Below are 17,224 nucleotides of genomic sequence, written 5' to 3' on the forward strand. Positions count from 1 at the left end.
TGTACGAGTGCCCACACAGATGATTGCTTTATATTGTTAAAGAACGTTGCGATTAAAGCGTTAAACTTTATCTCGCTAGGGCTGCGCATATTACGCTTTCCTATTTTTTTGTCAACACTTAATTTTGCTAAACTTGAAAGTTTTCAGAACTAAGTTTTACTCGACTCACTGAGTAGCTCGTGCCTCGCTATGCGTTGCGCTCTGCCGTCTCAGTGGGGTCGCATTATAGGGAGAACAGATTTTAACGCAAGCGTTTTTTTAAGAAAACTTGAAATAATATGCTGTTCGTTCAAATTACCAGCTAAACACACTAAAACCCCGAGTTAACTGTACAAAATAACAACGCCTTTTTTATCTGGGAGGATTTTCAGCATTATCTATTATCGATATTTCACAAGTTCTTGGCATAAAAAAGCGCCATTGACTTCGGCGCTTTCTATATAAAGAAGATAAAAATTCGTTAATAAAGGATACTGTAAAGCTTTCTTCTATATTTAGCCGCTAAACTATCACCATCAGGTAAAGAGGCAATAATAGCTAAATAACTTACCTTGGCATCGGCAAAATTCAAATCTTTTTTCAACACTATAAATAGTAACTCTAACGCTTGCTCTTTTTTGCCTGCTTGGTCGTATGCTGCACTTAGTTCAACTTTTAACTCAAAATCATTAGGATACTTTTCAACTTTCGCTTGTAATGCTTTTAGCTCTGGTGACTCTTGTGCTTGAAGAGCTTGCTCACACTTTGCTTGAATATTTGTAAAATATGCATCTCGGTCTATTTCATCCACCGAGCCTAATAATGCTTGTGCATCATCGAGCTTATGTATTTGAATGCATATATCTGCCAATACTAATTTTATACGCGCATTTGTATTGTCTAATTCGTAAGCCTGTTTGGCAAAATTAAACGCTTGATTTAAATCCTGAGCGATCAGTGCTTGCTTGGCTTGTTCTAACAACATTTCATGAGGCTGCGGTAAATGTTTACTTAACGCTTCTCTAATTTGAGCTTCAGCTTGTGCACCGGCTAACACATCAACGGGTGCTGAGTCTTTTAATAGCACCAATGTTGGTAATGTTTGTAGTCCAACTTGCTGTGCTAGTTGTGCTGCGAGTGCTTGTTCTAAATCACAATCTAATGTGGCAACTAATATATAGTCACCATAATCTTTAGCTATTGTCTGTAAAATAGCGGCTTGAGATTGACACTCTGAGCTTTGTGCTGAAAAGAAACTTAACAGGACTAATTTTTGTTGTGATGTTTCACCCAGCACTTGTTGAAGATTTTGTGGATTAACATTTACCATATTATTCATTGCTATTGATTGCCATATCAGACTATTTAGGGTTTTATATGGAGGCAAACATAATAATTACAAGCCATAAATCAAAAAGGTCTTTTATGAAATTTCATAGTCTATACGCTGCACTTATACTGCTTAGTCCATTAGTAAGCTCAACAACCTTGGAGCTGAAGTTAGATAAAACGATGCCTGCCATTGAAAAGTTTTACTTAGATTTACACCAATCCCCAGAACTTTCATACCATGAGCAAGAAACGGGAAAAAAGCTTGCCACCAAATTACGTGCGCTTGGCTATGAGGTGAGTGACAATGTGGGTGGCTTTGGTGTAGTCGGCTTATATAAAAATGGTGATGGCCCGACAATAATGATCCGTACTGATACAGACGGCTTACCAATCATAGAACAAACTGGTAAATCATATGCTTCAACAGTCACTGTTATAAATGATGAAGGAGCAAACGTTGGTGTGATGCACGGATGTGGTCATGATATTCATATGAGTTCATTTATTGGTACTGCGCAACAATTAATGCTACATAAAGATGCATGGCAAGGAACCTTAATGATGGTGGCACAACCTGCAGAAGAGGTGGGAGGCGGTGCAAAAGCGATGCTCAAAGAAGGTTTATTTAGTAAATATCCGACTCCTGATCACGTTATCGCTTTGCATGTTAGTGCGAGTGTTCCTGCAGGACAAGTCAGTATGAAAAATGAGTACACTATGGCCAGTGTAGATTCAGTAGATATTACGGTTAAAGGTAAAGGTGGTCATGGTGCTTACCCACATATGACTATTGACCCTGTTGTTATCGCATCACGAATAGTGTTGGCACTGCAAACAATTACCAGTCGCGAATTATCACCTCTTGAACCCTCAGTAATTACAGTGGGTTCAATTCACGGTGGAGCTAAACATAATGTAATTTCGAATGAAGTAAAGCTACAGCTGACACTTAGAAGTTATAATCCTAAAATTCGCGAGCAACAAATTGCAGCTATAAAACGTATAACTAGAGGCATTGCATTAAGTGCAGGATTGGATGAAAGCTTAATACCAGTGGTTTATGTACATGAAGATGAGTCAATCCCATCTACATATAACGACCCTGCACAAACTAATATTGTACGTAGTGCGATTAGCTCGGCGATTGGACAAAGTAATGTGCTTGAAACCGAAGCGGTTATGGCAGGGGAAGATTTTGGTTTATATGGCCGCACAGATAAAAACATTCCTATCACCTTATTTTGGTTAGGTGGTGTAGAGCAAGCTCAATATCAAGCGGCACAAACATCAGGGGCAACATTACCTTCACTACATTCAAGTAAATTTGCACCTGACTATAAAGTTGCAATCCCCACAGGTATCACTGCGATGAGTAATGCTGCGGTGGCTTTGTTTAATCAATAATCTTAGCAATGATGACTAAGCCGATTTTGTTTTTGGTTTAGTTTTTCTTGTAAAACGCCGCTTTTGCGGCGTTTTTGGTAATTGTGCAAATACGTTGCTGTCACAATTTTTGGCAAGTTCCACAAAAGCCGCTAAATCCGCTAATAAAGGATTTAAAAATTGTTGATAACTCATTTGTTGTTCTGCTATGTCGCCCAACGATGCTTCCCATTTTGCGGTTAGATCTGGGCAGGCTAAACCATGTGGTAACGCACTGATCAATGCTTTACCTGTATCGGTTGCTAAAATGAGTTTACCTTGACGTCTTAAAAATTGTCTTCTAAATAATAACTCTAAAATACCCGCTCTGGTTGCTTCGGTTCCTAAGCCGTCTGTTTCTTTGAGTATTTTTTTGATTTCTGGATCTTTAACGTACCGACTAATACCTGTCATTGCACTAAGCAGCGTTGCATCATTAAAATGAGCTGGCGGGCTGGTCATTTTATCAATTACCTCACCGCGTTCACACTGCAACTGTTGCCCTTTAATTAATGGCGGCAATATCTGCTCATCTTTTAACGTGGTTTTTCCCATTAACGCTTTAAAGCCTAAACTTACATCTTGTTTTGCGTTGGCTTTAAAGATACCACCATTAATTGTTATTTCAGCCTTTGTTTCATTGTAAATGTAGTCTGGATAAAACTGGATCAGATAATGACGGCTAATAAGACCATACACTTTACCTTCTTCAGCGCTCAAGCTTGCTGACTTTTGCTGCTTAGCGGTCGGGATAATGGCGTGGTGTGCGGCTACCTTAGCGTCGTTAAAACACTTACTGCGTTTACTCACATCTGCGCCTTGGCAATGAGTGTCATTTTGCCCGCCATTGATGGCAATTGCCTTTATTATACTGGCTGCTTCTTGGTGATGATCTTTGGGCAAGTAACGATTGTCTGAACGTGGATATGTAATTAGCTTATGGCGCTCATATAAATTTTGACAAATATCCAAGACCTTTTGTGCAGGCATTGAAAAAGCTTTCGCAGCATCAATTTGTAACGCTGACAAATTATACGGTAAAGGTGCTTGTTGTTTTTTCTGCTTTTGTTCAAGCGCCGTCACCTCGCTTTTTTGCCCTGCTATCCTTGATACGACATTCTCAGCAAGGCCCCGATGGAGCACTCGCCCCTCTTCATCTTGATAAGGTTCACACGCTTTGCTTGGTTGCCACTTTGCTGTAAACGGCTCTTTATTTTCGGTACTTAAATGAGCTAATACTTCATAAAAAGGTTTTGGCACAAAATTAGCAATCTCGTTATCACGCTGGACAACCAATCCTAATATCGGTGTTTGTACACGCCCTACTGATAATACATTACCAAACCCTACTTTTTGACCTGCAAGCGTATAGGCGCGCGTTAAATTCATACCAAACAGCCAATCGGCACGAGAGCGCGCCAGTGCAGATACACTAAGTGGAATAAATTCACGGTTAGAGCGAACGTTTTGCAGCGACTTTTTAACCGCGCTAACATTCAAATCACTGATCAATAAACGTTGAATTTGCTGTTTTTTGGCTTGGCTAAGTTTAACTTGCTCAATCACCTCATCAACAAGTAATTGCCCTTCTCGGTCTGGGTCACCAGCATGAACAAGTTGATCAGCTTGTTTGATTAACTTTTTAAGTACCGCAAGTTGCTTACGAGTTTTAGATTTTGCTTTTAACTGCCATTGCTGTGGGATAATCGGTAAGTCATCAAAGCGCCATTTTTTATATTGCTCATTATAATCATCAGGCTCTGCTTGCTCGAGCAAGTGACCTATACACCAAGAAACACAATCGCCATTAGCCACTTCAATATAGCCATCATGTTTTTTATGAGGCTTTGGTAGCGCATCGGCAATGGCACGACCTAAAGATGGCTTCTCGGCTATATAAAGTTTCATAGGGCACTATCAACAACTGGTTATTTACACAGTAGTTTAGCACACGTAATTTAATCTACAAATAGTTAATGATTAGCTCTTTAAACTGCGATTTTTTCGCATAAATAAATACAACAGAGGAAGGTAGCACACAACGACAGTGCCAATATTGATTAACGGTAATAACGTTTTATACAGCATAGTGCTATACGATAAATCCCAAAGGTGGCGATCCACTAATCTAAATAATTGTAAAATAGGCGCACTAATTACAACCAATTGACCGATCACACTTTGCCAAAGATACACTTTATCTTTAATAGCCCAGTAAGCAATCAAAGCCATCCAAGCAATATCATTAAAAGCCCAAACTACATAACGCCAAATATAAGGGTCATCTAACTCTCTAAGGCTTGAATAAATCACAGCGCCATACAAGAAGAAAACTGCTGTAATAAAGACAAAGCGTAATGCCAACCAATCCTTACGTAAGTAAAATACAAAAATAGCTGGGAATAAAAATAACACCCAACTATTTTCGAGTATTTGCATACTACTATTAAACCATGTAGGCATAGAATTACCTAATCTGGTTTTTTATCTTCATCCTGTCCGTTACCATTACCAGGCATATAGCTATATTTATCGACGTTTTTCATCATACACTCCATTACACTTGTTAAAAAACCACTTTAAGCTAAATCAGGTACTTTGCCAAGTATCTTAACGAGCATCTATCGGATCTGACTCTTTAGCCTTGCCTTGCATTATTGAAATTTCGACACGGCGATTACGTCGTCTATCCGCATCAGAATCATTTGGAACAAGTGGCCGAGTTTCGGCATGACCGACAACAACCATTCTAGTTTTATCAAAGCCTTGCGCTTTTTGCATTTCAGTTGCAACCGCAACTGCACGCTTCGATGATAAATCCCAGTTATTGGTATACAGTTCATTCGAAACTTGAAAATCATCAGTATGACCAGACACCGTAATTTCACCTGGCACATCTTTTAGTAACACAGCTATATCACGAATAATTGGTTTAAACTTAGGTTGTAAAAATGCACTACCAGATGGAAATGAACCATTTTCACGAATACGAATAATAATTTGCTGGCCTAATGATTCCAACTCAATAGCCCCATCCATGATTTGTTGTTCCAATTGCTGGGCTATCTTTTTAACTAACTCATTAACCTGCTCTTGATCAGCTGCAGATATAGATTGTTCTGCTGCTTGTTGTTGCGCCGTACTTTGTGACTCGCCGCCACGCTTATTACCACGTTGCTCTTGACGACCGCCAGCGGAGCTTTCATCACCGGCCTGAAACTCAAGCATTTGCTGGGTCATTTCGACAGTTTGCTGTTGAATAGTTTCGATTGGGGTAGGTTCAGGTTTGCCTGGAGTGAACTCCATCGCGATAACGGACGTGCCTTTGGGAATATCTTTTACTTCTATTTTATTTTGTACCCCAAATGCAAACTTCATTGAGCCTGCAATTTGTTTAAATTTAAGTACATCCATTTCTGAAAACGCGAGTAAAAGCACAAAAAAGCACATCAATAATGACATCAAATCCGCGAAGGTGCCCATCCATGCTGGTAACCCGGGTGGTGGACATTTGCACTCTTGATCTGACATGCTTACTCCTCAGTATCCACTTTTCGTTTTGATTCAGCGAGATAGTTTTTCAAAATACCTTCGATGACTTTTGGATTTTGGCCATCTTGTATACCTAATACCGCATCTAAAATTAGCCGCTGATTCATGGCTTCTTCATCTTTACGCAATTCCAATTTTACTTGAATAGGAATTGCCACTACGTTTGCTAAAAACGCACCATATAATGTTGTTAAAAGTGCTACCGCCATCGCAGGACCAATCGCTTTAGGGTCATCCATATTCGACAACATCGCAACTAAACCAATCAAAGTACCGATCATACCCATAGCAGGTGCAATATCGGCAAGCGCTTTAAACAAACCGGCCCCCGATTCATGACGAGTAGAAGTCAGAGAAATATCTTTTTGCAAGGTGGCACGAACAACATCAGCGTCATGACCATCAACAAGCATATCAACTCCTTTACGCATAAACGCATTGGGTATTTCAGCTTCCTCTAGTGCTAAAAACCCGCCTTTACGGGCAGAGTCTGCAAGTTCAACTGCTTTTTCGATAAGTTCTTCAGGTGACTCTATTTTGAACATGAAGGCTTTAGCCGCGACTTTACCGATACCGAGGAATTGACTCATCGTATAGTTTGATAACACAATAAAAATCGAACCACCGAAAACAATAACCACCGATGGCGTGTTATAAAACATAGCCACTTCGCCGCCACTACTTAGTACCATTGACATAGCAATAAGACCAATAGCTCCGAGAATACCTATAATGGTTGCTAAATCCACTTACCCCTCCAGAGGAATTGATGCTTTGCTGCTACCAGCAACAAATTTTTATTATTAACAGTTTATCGGCAATCTATTGAATTACTTAAACCATTTAATGAAAAAATGAAATGAAAGTTTTCAATCCTATTTAGTATTTTAAGCTACCATTGATAACCTGCAAGGTTTAAGTAAAGGTATAAATAATTAAAAGTGATAAGAAAACAATTAATTATTCAAAAAAAATGCATCACCCTTTGACCTAGTTTAGCATTCCCCCTAAAATTGGCCTCACATTTCTATCATCTAAGTTAAATCAGTATGGCGACGAAAAAACCAGAAAACCTAAGCTTCGAGCAAGCGCTTGATGAATTATCCTTAATCGTCACAGAAATGGAGCAAGGAGAGCTTTCACTTGAGCAATCGTTGAAACAGTTTGAACGCGGTATTGCTTTAGCAGGCGCATCTTCAAGTAAATTACAACAAGCTGAACAAAAAGTAGCGATTTTAATGGGTAGTGGTAGTCAGTCAGCACTTACTAACTTTGACAATGATTTGGAATAACGGGTGTTAATAACAGAACAAATAAAATGTGCTCAACAAGATGTTGAAGCCACTCTTAATCGGTATTTTGAGCAACCGCTCGATACCGAGCGAAGCATCAAGCAAGCCACCCACTATAGTGTTTTAAATGGCGGTAAACGATTACGACCATTTTTAGTGTACGCCACGGGGAAAATGCTTGGCGCAAATAAACAAGATTTAGACGTGTTGGCTGCTGCTATTGAATGCATTCATAGTTATTCGTTAATTCATGATGATTTACCCGCGATGGATGACGACGACCTACGACGTGGCAGACCGACTTGCCATATTGTCTATGGCGAAGCTCATGCTATTTTAGCCGGTGATGCGCTGCAAACATTGGCGTTTAATTTAATTGCTAACCACCCATTTAACGTTCCTGCACAGCAACAGTTAAAAATGATTGCAGCACTTGCTAAAGCATCTGGTATTGAAGGTATGGTCGGTGGTCAAGCACTGGATATTGCAGCGACTGACAAATTAGTCAATTTAGCTGAGCTCGAACGTATCCATAAATTAAAAACAGGTGCTTTGTTAAATTGTGCAATTACTTTAGGTGCATTATGCGCAGCTGATACAAATCAACAAACATTATTACAATTAAAACTGTTTGGTGATGCAATTGGGCTGGCTTTTCAGGTGCAAGACGATATTCTTGATATCGAAGGTGATACCCAAGTCTTAGGTAAACCACAAGGCTCCGACGTTGCAGCAAATAAAGCGACCTACCCTGCTCTACTTGGGCTTACAGGTGCAAAACAAAAAGCACAATCATTACTAAAATGCGCACTCGATGCGTTAGCAGCAATAGATGCTGACACTTCTGAGCTAGAAAACTTGGCAAAATACATTGTTGAACGCGATTATTAATTCTAGGCTCTAGCTTGAGCAAGTAATGATGTACAAAATAACTAAAGAATCAGAGTAATATTACGCTATAATGACCTCTGGTTAGCGAAGGATGTATTAAAAATCATGACACTTGATAGTAGCAAGTATCCATTATTAGGTTTGGTTGACGAACCAGCCCAGTTGCGTGATTTAGCGCAAGACAAATTACCTGCTTTTAGTAATGAGTTACGTGATTACTTACTAAACTCAGTCTCGCAAAGTAGTGGTCACTTAGCATCAGGTTTAGGCACCGTTGAACTTACTGTGGCGCTTCATTATGTATATAACACCCCTGAAGATCGCTTAGTATGGGATGTAGGTCATCAAGCATATCCACATAAAATTCTCACAGGGCGTCGTGATCAAATGCACACGATCCGTCAAAAAGATGGCCTGCACCCTTTCCCATTTCGTGAAGAAAGTAAATACGACACCTTTAGTGTTGGCCACTCTAGTACTTCTATTTCTGCTGCATTAGGTATGTCTATTGCCGCGAAAAAAGAAGGTAAAGGCCGTAAAACGGTTGCAGTAATTGGCGATGGCGCAATTACTGCAGGTATGGCATTTGAAGCAATGAATCACTTAGGTGATGTTAAATCTGATATGTTGATCATATTAAACGATAACGAAATGTCGATTTCTGAAAATGTTGGTGCACTCACTAATCATTTCGCTCGCATCTTATCAGGCAGCTTTTATACTAACATTCGTGAAGGTAGTAAAAAGTTGTTATCTGGCGTACCACCAGTAAAAGAATTAGCCAGTCGCATGGAAGAACACTTAAAAGGTATGGTTATCCCAGGCACTTTTTTTGAAGAGTTAGGCTTAAATTACATTGGCCCAATTGACGGTCATGATGTCAATATATTGGTTGATACACTGCGCAATATGCGTAATTTAAAAGGCCCGCAGTTACTGCATATTAAAACTCAAAAAGGCAAAGGCTATAAACCAGCTGAAGCTGATCCTATTGGCTATCATGGTGTACCGAAGTTCGATCCTGCAATTTCAAGCCTACCAAAATCAAAACCAAGCGCAGCCACTTTCTCTAAAGTATTTGGCGATTGGCTATGTGACATGGCAAGCCAAGATGCAAAGCTTATGGCAATTACCCCTGCGATGCGTGAAGGATCAGGCATGGTGCGTTTTTCAAAAGAATACCCTGAGCAATATTTTGATGTTGCCATTGCCGAGCAACACGCGGTTACTTTAGCCGCTGGTTTTGCCTGCGAAGGGCTGAAACCGGTTGTTGCAATTTACTCTAGTTTTTTACAGCGTGCCTATGATCAGCTCATTCACGATGTTGCTCTGCAAAACTTACCGGTGTTATTTGCAATTGACCGTGCTGGTATTGTTGGTGCTGATGGCGAGACTCATCAAGGCGCATACGATTTAAGCTTTATCCGTTGTATCCCCAATATGATTATCATGGCACCAAGTGATACGAATGAATGTCGCCAAATGCTGTACACAGGTTATCGTTGTAATAGCCCTGTTGCAGTTCGTTATCCTCGTGGTAGTGCTGGCACAACTGAAATCAACGAGCAAATGACTGAGCTTGAAATTGGTAAAGGCTGCGTTATTCAGCAAGGCACTAAAATCGCAATTTTATCCTTTGGTACATTACTTAATAATGCTCAACTAGCAGCTAATGAGCTAAATGCCACTCTTATCGATATGCGTTTTGTAAAGCCGCTTGATAGCGCATTAATCGACAGCTTATTAGCTGATCACGAGGTGATTGTTACACTTGAAGATAATGCCATAGTTGGTGGCGCAGGCTCTGCTGTTAATGAATATTTAGCCGCAATAAAAGTAAATGTCAGCATCCTAAATTTAGGTATTCCCGATGAATTCATTAAGCATGGCACACAAGAGCAAATGCATAATGAAATGGGCTTAGGTGAACAAGGTATCTTAACCTCAATCAAAGCCTTTATAAGCTAACATTCTGTTTAATAAAAAGGAGCCTCTGGCTCCTTTTTATTCTCGCGTGATTAGAGCTAGCGCATCCACACTTTGATATCAGCTAACCCATTCGCTTGTAATACACTCAGTTGTTGCTCAATATTATTGGTTTGCTCAAATTCAAAAGCATCTAACTGTTCATCAAAGGTAATATTTGCCACACCATCACCACCACGCTTTTTAACTTGATGTAATGCTATGTCGGCTAAATTGACCGATGTTTCCCAGCCTATCACTTGACCACCTAATAACGGTAAAGGATAAAATGAAAAACCAATTGATGCTGTGAGATTTATAGTATCTCCACTTGGAAGCCTAAAAGTGTGCTCGGCGATTACTTTGCAAAGCTCTGCTACATAACTATCGATAGCGCTACGTTTAAAATCACGTAGCAGTAGTAAAAACTCATCACCACTCCAACGGGCAACATAATCAGATCCTTGCGTGCGAGAGTTAAGCAACGCAGCCATTTGCTGCAAACAACTATCACCACCAATCGGTCCATAAGCGTCATTAATGCGGCTAAAATTATCAAAATTAATAATTAGCAACACCAAGGATTTCCCCTGTGCTTGTAAGGATTGTGAGTTACGTTGGAAGTGCTCTATATCTTTTGGTAGTTGATCAAATAAGAAGCGACGGCTTCTAAGCCCTGTAAGTTCATCAGAGTGGCTCATCAGCTTTAGCTGTGAGTTAACTTGATTGAGCTTATCATTAGCTTGGCGCAGCTCCCCAGTGCGCTCTGTGATCAGACTTTCAAGCGCAGTCTGTTTACGGCGCTCTTGCTTTCTAAATACCCAAAACACTAAATAAAATAATAAAATAAAACTACTGGTTATAAGCAGTCTGAAATAAGTTGTTTCATCAAACCGTCTTGGCACCACAAACGAATATTCGGTACGTTGCGCCTTCTGCCAACCTTCACCTTGTCGTTTAGCCTCAAGTTGAAACAAAAATGCACCAGGCGGTAAATTGGTATAAATAGCTTCACGGCGGGTATTAGCATAACGCCAATCGCTGTCTAAACCCGTTAAACGATAGCGAAACTCAATACTGGTCGGCGCATAATAGTCTATCGCGGTGTATTTAAGGGTGATATCACGCTCATCGATTTCTAATTCCGGGTTACTTCCCAGTGCCGCTGTTGCAAGTTTACGTATCTCGGTATTTAAACTCTCAACCTTTGGTTGTAATGGTTTAACGCCAAATAGCTCAATATCTTTAGGGATCTCCACGACACCTTGTAGGCTTGGATACCACATTGAATTACCAAACTCAGCAACAGCGTCATGACCAAGACCGGTACAGCATTGGCTGGCTTTACCATCAAGTTGACGATCGTATGACGAAATAACCTGCTCTACTTTTAAGCTTTCAATATCATTACTAAACTGCTCAACCGGCATTCGGTAGACACCTTTCATGGTACTAACCCAAATGCGTTTAAGCTTTTCATCGTAACGTAAACTAAAAATAGAACCGTAAGGTAGGCCATTGGTGGCATCTAGCTGATGCCAATGGCCTTGTGTGCTTCGATAAAATAATCCATCATTTAATGAGCCGATTAATACACCAACCCCGTCAATATTTAAGATGCTAGTAACATAAGCACTTTCAAGGCTGGTTTGGTCGCCAATTTTTTCAATACCACGATCAGTAAAGTAGTAAGCGCCTTTACTTGTACCAATTAAACCAAAATTAGCCTCATCGACAACATACGTAATAAACTTACTACCTAAAAATGCGTTATAAGCGAATGGGGTTAAACCACCGTAGCTAAGCCGGTACATCCCCCGGCCAGTACCAAGCCAGAAGCCTCCTTTGCTAGAGCGACTAATCGCAAACACCGGGTTATCTTTTAAAGCGCGTCCAGGGACAGTAAACAAGGTATTGCTTTCATAAATATACACACCACGTCCAGTGGCAATATATAAACGTGAGCCATCAAACTGTAAATCATGCACAGCTGCACGCCCGTATTGATTACTTGGGATTTGATTGATAAAGTTTTTATCTAAATCAAAGTAGCCTACACCACTGCGGTTGGCGACCCACAATCGCCCATCTGGCGCTTGGCTGATAGCCATAACCGCTTCGGTCATTTTTGATATAGCAGAGTGACGTTCTATTTGCCCTTCGTGCGCAAGCCATAGTCCTTCACTAAAACTAGCAAGCCAAATATTATTATCATTATCGCGATATAAATCAGCAAACCAAATGCTTTGGTCAAGTTGGCTCGGTTCAACCCATTGCCAATCGCCAGAATTATCTCGAAACAGTAAGCGCCCATAGGTCGAAATCCACAGTGCTCCATTTGAGTCACTCATAAATTTATAAACCGCTGAGTTATTCGCATTGGGCAGTGGAAAAGGCCTTAACTCGTCATCTAAATCTAAAAAATAAGCACCGAGCTCTGACGCCAAATATAAGTTGCCTTCCAGCCATGCTAAATCGTGAATAATAGTTTGCGCTAAACGCTCAGGTATCGATACCTTAGCGGTGAGTTCTAAGCGTAGCTTGGCAAAATCAGAGGAGGAATTAGTTAACCGTAACAAGTACCGTTCATTTACTAGCCAGATCCCTTCTGGCGATAGTGCCAGCTGACTAACAGTACCAACAATCTGTTTTACTGAACTGGCACTCATCACAGGAACTAGTAAGTCATGCCCTGCGCTGACATTGATCTGATTGCGAGATACAAAGTACAGGCCATTCGCGGCTATCCAAATACTGCCTTTAGCATCTTCGATAACATCGCGTACAGGGCCTTTTACGCTAAATTCTTGCGCTGCCATGGTGGTAGGATCGATGACCACAATACCATCTTTAGTACCAATCCATAAATAGCCTTCGCTATCCACTAGCAGTTTATTAATGCCGTTACTAGGTAAAAAATGACTATTTAAGGTGTTGTAATTAGTGAATGTATTGCCATCAAAGCGACTAAGGCCAAACTGAGTGCCCAGCCACATATAACCTTGCTTATCTTGCACGACACTTTTAAGTGACTGCGATGGTAAGCCATTTTGCATATTCCATTGTTTTACAACATAGTCGGTAATTGACGCCTTACTTGGCATACTGCAGAACAGCACAATAATAACCAATAAAAATCGCATCATAACGTCAATACCTCGTTGCAAAACTAAGGTTAAAAGGGCAAATAGCCCATTTTAAACAATGCCTGAACACAAATTAATGAAAATATACCAGCTAAAACATCATCCGCCATAATACCTACACCACCATGAACTCGCTTATCAAGAAAGCGAATAGGGCCTGGTTTAGCGATATCAAAAAAACGAAACAACAAAAAACCAACTAACAAAGACTGCCAACTTAATGCCGCGCCAATCATAGTAATGTAAAATCCGGCAACTTCATCCCATACAATCGCGGGATGATCATGGACTCCTAGGTCATCTGCGGTTTTACCGCATGCCCAAATTCCAAAAATACTAATAACCACCGCAAATACAATTTGTAACCAGAGCGGACAATACATAGTGATAAAAATAAACGGTAGCGCAGCTAAAGTACCAAACGTACCTGGTGCTTTAGGCGCTAACCCTAGACCAAAGCCCAAGCCAAAAAATTGGTGAGGGCGCTTTAAATTAAATAATGCAGGTTTATTCAAACCGACTCCTTGGTGAAGTGTTCAAAACCAGCATCATCATATGCTAATTTTTCGCCATCAAGCATCAGCTCAACTTCGCCTCCACCACTTTTTATTTGTCCAATGCAGGCTGCATCAACACCATACTGGCGCAATTTCATTTCCAGCATATTTTTATTGCTATCAGTTACTGTAAATAATAACTCATAGTCATCGCCATAATTGAGGATAAACGGCAGTTGCTGATTTTTATCTAAAGTAGCACGCATTGCATCTGAGGTTGGTATTTTATTCACATCAATGCACGCACTTACTTGAGACATTGCCAGTACATGCCCTAAGTCTGCAACCAGTCCATCTGAGATATCAATTGCTGATGATGCTAAACCACGTAATACTTGCCCCGCAGCAACACGCGGAGTTGGGTAATCAAATCGTTGATTAACGTACCTTAAGTGCTCTGGGGCAATCTTAATATCTTGCTTACGAGCTTCAATCGCAAGCCCTGCATCACCAAGCGGCCCAGTAACATAAACCCAGTCACCTACTTTAGCCCCGCTTCGGCGCAGTGCTTTACCTGCAGGCACAGTGCCTTTAGCACAAATAGTAATTGTTAAAGGGCCTTGGGTAGTATCACCACCAATGATTTGTACATTGAAATACTCTGCGATTTCATGCATGCCTTCGGTGAATTCTTCCAGCCACTCCACATCAATATTTGGCAACGTTAAAGCAACCGAAACCCACGTAGGCTCAGCGCCCATCGCAGCTAAATCACTTAAGTTTACAGCAAGGGCACGATGGCCTAATGCACGCGGATCGATGTCATCAAAAAAATGTACGCCTGCTACCAATGTATCGGTGGTAATCGCTAACTGACAATTTTCGGGAACAGTAACCAATGCACAATCGTCACCAATCCCTAAATTAACATCGCGGCGGGTTATGCCACGACCTTTAAAGTAACGATTTATTAATTCAAATTCCTTCATACACAAAAAAGCCGGCCTATGCCGGCTCTCCTCTTACGACCACATTACTTACGTAAATGCTTTACCGCTTTATCAAGTACACCATTAACAAATTTATGGCTGTCTTCAGCGCCAAACATTTTAGCTAATTCAATACTTTCATTGATAGCCACTTTGTAAGGAACGTCTTCACGAAATTTAAGCTCGTAGCTGCTTAAACGTAAGATTGCACGTTCAACTTCGTCTAATTCATCAAATGGACGAGTTAAATGTGGCGATACGGCTTCGTCTAGTTGCTTGTGATTTACTGCAACTCCACGCGCTAAATCTTTAAAATATTCAACATCAATTTTAGTCACATCGTTTTCGATCAACATTTGTTGTTCGATATCGGCAATGGCATTGCCGCTTAATTGCCATGAATATACGGCCTGAAGTGCTAAGATACGTGCTTTACGTCTTGCTGCTGGTTTCACAAAAATTCCTTAAACTTAAATTTTATCTAACACATTAACCATTTCAAGTGCGCCTAAAGCAGCTTCGCCGCCTTTGTTGCCCATTTTAGTGCCCGCGCGTTCAATCGCTTGCTCAATGCTTTCAGTGGTTAATACGCCAAATGCAACCGGGATATCGCACTCAAGCGACACTTGCGCTAAGCCTTTATTTGATTCGCCAGCGACCAGATCAAAATGCGGTGTACCACCTCTGATCACAACGCCTAAAGCGATGATTGCATCATACTCTTTTTTTGCTGCAACGCGTTTCGCCGCTAAAGGTAATTCTACCGCACCAGGCACATAAACTACGGTAATATCATCATCTGATACACCTCCAGTACGTTTCAATTCATCAACAGCACCCGCTAAAAGGCTGCTACCTATAAAGTCATTAAAACGAGAAATAACAATAGCGAATTTTTTGCCAGGAGCGTATTTATTACCTTCAATAATTTTCATTCGATAACCCTAAAAAATAAGTTCAAGCGGTTGCGATTGCGCAAAAATTGCTGCGCATCATATCATATAAATAAAAAAATAGCCTAGTTTAAGCATCGTGCTTATTGTGGTTCAACGTAGTCAACCACTTCTAGGTGAAAGCCCGATAACGCATGGTACTTTTTAGGCATACTCATTAAGCGCATTTTTTCTATTCCTAAGTCAGCCAAAATTTGCGAGCCCACACCGACAGTGCGTGATGTTCCTTGGAATTTACGATGCGCTACCGTCTCACCAGCATCTTCTGCCGCAAACGCTTTGACTGTCGCTGCTAGTTCTTCGGTACTCTCCTGTTTACCAAGGATCACTAACACCCCTTGGTGCTTTGCAATATAAGCCATGGCATCTGATAAACCCCAGCTTCTGTCGGCGCTGCGATCAGATAACAAAATATCATTAAAGGTACTTTTTAAATGAACCCGTACTAAGGTTGGCTCATTCGTTTTAACCTCACCATTTAACAACGCATAATGCAGCTGGCCGTCGATGGTATCTTTATAAGTAACTAAATCAAACTCACCATGCACAGTTGGCAACTTACACTTTGCCACTTGCTCAATGGTGGTTTCGTTCATATTACGGTATTCAATTAAATCAGCAATTGTACCAATTTTGATATTATGTTGCTCAGCGAATACTTCTAAATCAGGACGGCGCGCCATGGTGCCATCGGCATTCAGAATTTCCACAATAACTGATGAAGGCTCTAAACCGGCTAAGCGGGCTAAATCACAACCCGCTTCAGTGTGACCTGCACGCGTTAATACGCCACCTGGTTGTGCCATGATAGGAAATATATGCCCAGGCTGAACGATATCACTTGGTACTGCGCCTTTAGCAATCGCAGCTTGCACAGTACGAGCACGATCGGCAGCTGAAATACCCGTAGTCACCCCTTTTGAGGCTTCAATTGACATGGTAAAGTTAGTCGAAAATGCTGCGCCATTATTTTTAACCATCAACGGTAAATCAAGTTGCTCACAGCGCTCTTGCGTCATAGTTAGGCAAATTAAGCCACGACCATGAGTGGCCATAAAATTGATCGCTTCAGCACTAATGTGCTCGGCTGCGATAATTAAATCACCTTCATTTTCCCTATCTTCATCATCCATTAAAATAACCATTTTTCCGGCTTTAATATCATCAATAATTTCTTGTGCGCTGTGTAAATTCATAATCTGCTCG

At 40.7% G+C, this 17,224-nt stretch carries 15 protein-coding genes; 4 read left to right on the forward strand and 11 right to left on the reverse strand.

Translation table 11 applies throughout. The annotated features are described in order from the left end of the window. Positions 1-460: 460 nt before the first annotated feature. Positions 461-1,318 carry a tetratricopeptide repeat protein gene (locus tag HHO47_RS03600; protein ID WP_169018998.1) on the reverse strand — a complete coding sequence of 286 codons (858 nt, stop codon included), beginning with the start codon at positions 1,316-1,318 and terminating at the stop codon, positions 461-463. Between the two features lie 86 nt (positions 1,319-1,404). On the opposite strand from HHO47_RS03600, the gene HHO47_RS03605 reads away from it, so the two are divergent. Further along, on the forward strand, positions 1,405-2,715 hold the full coding sequence (locus HHO47_RS03605) for a M20 metallopeptidase family protein (protein ID WP_169019000.1): 1,311 nt from the start codon (positions 1,405-1,407) through the stop codon (positions 2,713-2,715). A gap of 15 nt (positions 2,716-2,730) precedes the next feature. On the opposite strand, the gene HHO47_RS03610 is transcribed toward HHO47_RS03605, so the two are convergent. From HHO47_RS03610 to pomA, 4 genes are all read right to left on the reverse strand, one after another. Further along, complete coding sequence (locus tag HHO47_RS03610) at positions 2,731-4,641, reverse strand: DNA topoisomerase III (protein WP_169019002.1); 1,911 nt, start codon at positions 4,639-4,641, stop codon at positions 2,731-2,733. A gap of 72 nt (positions 4,642-4,713) precedes the next feature. Then, entirely contained in the window at positions 4,714-5,196 is a 483-nt protein-coding gene (locus HHO47_RS03615) for a hypothetical protein (protein WP_169019004.1), read from the reverse strand. Positions 5,197-5,343: 147 nt separating this feature from the next. Then, the gene (locus tag HHO47_RS03620; RefSeq protein WP_169019006.1) at positions 5,344-6,264 is read right to left on the reverse strand and encodes a flagellar motor protein MotB; all 921 of its coding nucleotides are present in this window, start codon (positions 6,262-6,264) and stop codon (positions 5,344-5,346) included. A gap of 2 nt (positions 6,265-6,266) precedes the next feature. After that, complete coding sequence (gene pomA / locus HHO47_RS03625; RefSeq protein WP_145241117.1) at positions 6,267-7,034, reverse strand: flagellar motor protein PomA; 768 nt, start codon at positions 7,032-7,034, stop codon at positions 6,267-6,269. A gap of 300 nt (positions 7,035-7,334) precedes the next feature. Between pomA and HHO47_RS03630 the strand changes: the two genes are divergently transcribed. The 3 genes from HHO47_RS03630 to dxs all read left to right on the forward strand — a co-directional run bounded on the left by HHO47_RS03630 (position 7,335) and on the right by dxs (position 10,436). Beyond that, positions 7,335-7,577 carry an exodeoxyribonuclease VII small subunit gene (locus tag HHO47_RS03630; RefSeq protein ID WP_169019008.1) on the forward strand — a complete coding sequence of 81 codons (243 nt, stop codon included), beginning with the start codon at positions 7,335-7,337 and terminating at the stop codon, positions 7,575-7,577. A 3-nt stretch (positions 7,578-7,580) separates the two neighbouring features. Beyond that, on the forward strand, positions 7,581-8,468 hold the full coding sequence (gene ispA, locus HHO47_RS03635) for a (2E,6E)-farnesyl diphosphate synthase (protein WP_169019010.1): 888 nt from the start codon (positions 7,581-7,583) through the stop codon (positions 8,466-8,468). Positions 8,469-8,573: 105 nt separating this feature from the next. Continuing rightward, positions 8,574-10,436, forward strand: a complete 1,863-nt coding sequence (gene dxs / locus HHO47_RS03640; protein WP_169019012.1) for a 1-deoxy-D-xylulose-5-phosphate synthase — start codon at positions 8,574-8,576, stop codon at positions 10,434-10,436. Between the two features lie 56 nt (positions 10,437-10,492). Here dxs and HHO47_RS03645 read toward each other — a convergent pair whose 3' ends face one another. The 6 genes from HHO47_RS03645 to ribBA all read right to left on the reverse strand — a co-directional run bounded on the left by HHO47_RS03645 (position 10,493) and on the right by ribBA (position 17,214). Continuing rightward, the gene (locus tag HHO47_RS03645; RefSeq protein ID WP_169019013.1) at positions 10,493-13,579 is read right to left on the reverse strand and encodes a ligand-binding sensor domain-containing diguanylate cyclase; all 3,087 of its coding nucleotides are present in this window, start codon (positions 13,577-13,579) and stop codon (positions 10,493-10,495) included. Positions 13,580-13,608: 29 nt separating this feature from the next. Then, entirely contained in the window at positions 13,609-14,094 is a 486-nt protein-coding gene (locus HHO47_RS03650) for a phosphatidylglycerophosphatase A family protein (protein ID WP_169019015.1), read from the reverse strand. Further along, entirely contained in the window at positions 14,091-15,065 is a 975-nt protein-coding gene (thiL, locus tag HHO47_RS03655) for a thiamine-phosphate kinase (protein WP_169019017.1), read from the reverse strand. Before thiL ends, HHO47_RS03650 begins: the two co-directional genes overlap by 4 nt. Positions 15,066-15,109: 44 nt before the next feature. Beyond that, positions 15,110-15,520 carry a transcription antitermination factor NusB gene (gene nusB, locus HHO47_RS03660; RefSeq protein ID WP_169019019.1) on the reverse strand — a complete coding sequence of 137 codons (411 nt, stop codon included), beginning with the start codon at positions 15,518-15,520 and terminating at the stop codon, positions 15,110-15,112. 15 nt (positions 15,521-15,535) lie between these two features. Then, on the reverse strand, positions 15,536-16,000 hold the full coding sequence (gene ribH, locus HHO47_RS03665) for a 6,7-dimethyl-8-ribityllumazine synthase (RefSeq protein WP_169019021.1): 465 nt from the start codon (positions 15,998-16,000) through the stop codon (positions 15,536-15,538). Between the two features lie 101 nt (positions 16,001-16,101). Further along, on the reverse strand, positions 16,102-17,214 hold the full coding sequence (gene ribBA / locus HHO47_RS03670; protein WP_169019023.1) for a bifunctional 3,4-dihydroxy-2-butanone-4-phosphate synthase/GTP cyclohydrolase II: 1,113 nt from the start codon (positions 17,212-17,214) through the stop codon (positions 16,102-16,104). Positions 17,215-17,224: the final 10 nt, after the last annotated feature.

It is taken from the genome of Pseudoalteromonas arctica (assembly GCF_012927645.1).
In the GTDB taxonomy this organism is placed as follows: Bacteria; Pseudomonadota; Gammaproteobacteria; order Enterobacterales; family Alteromonadaceae; genus Pseudoalteromonas; species Pseudoalteromonas arctica_A.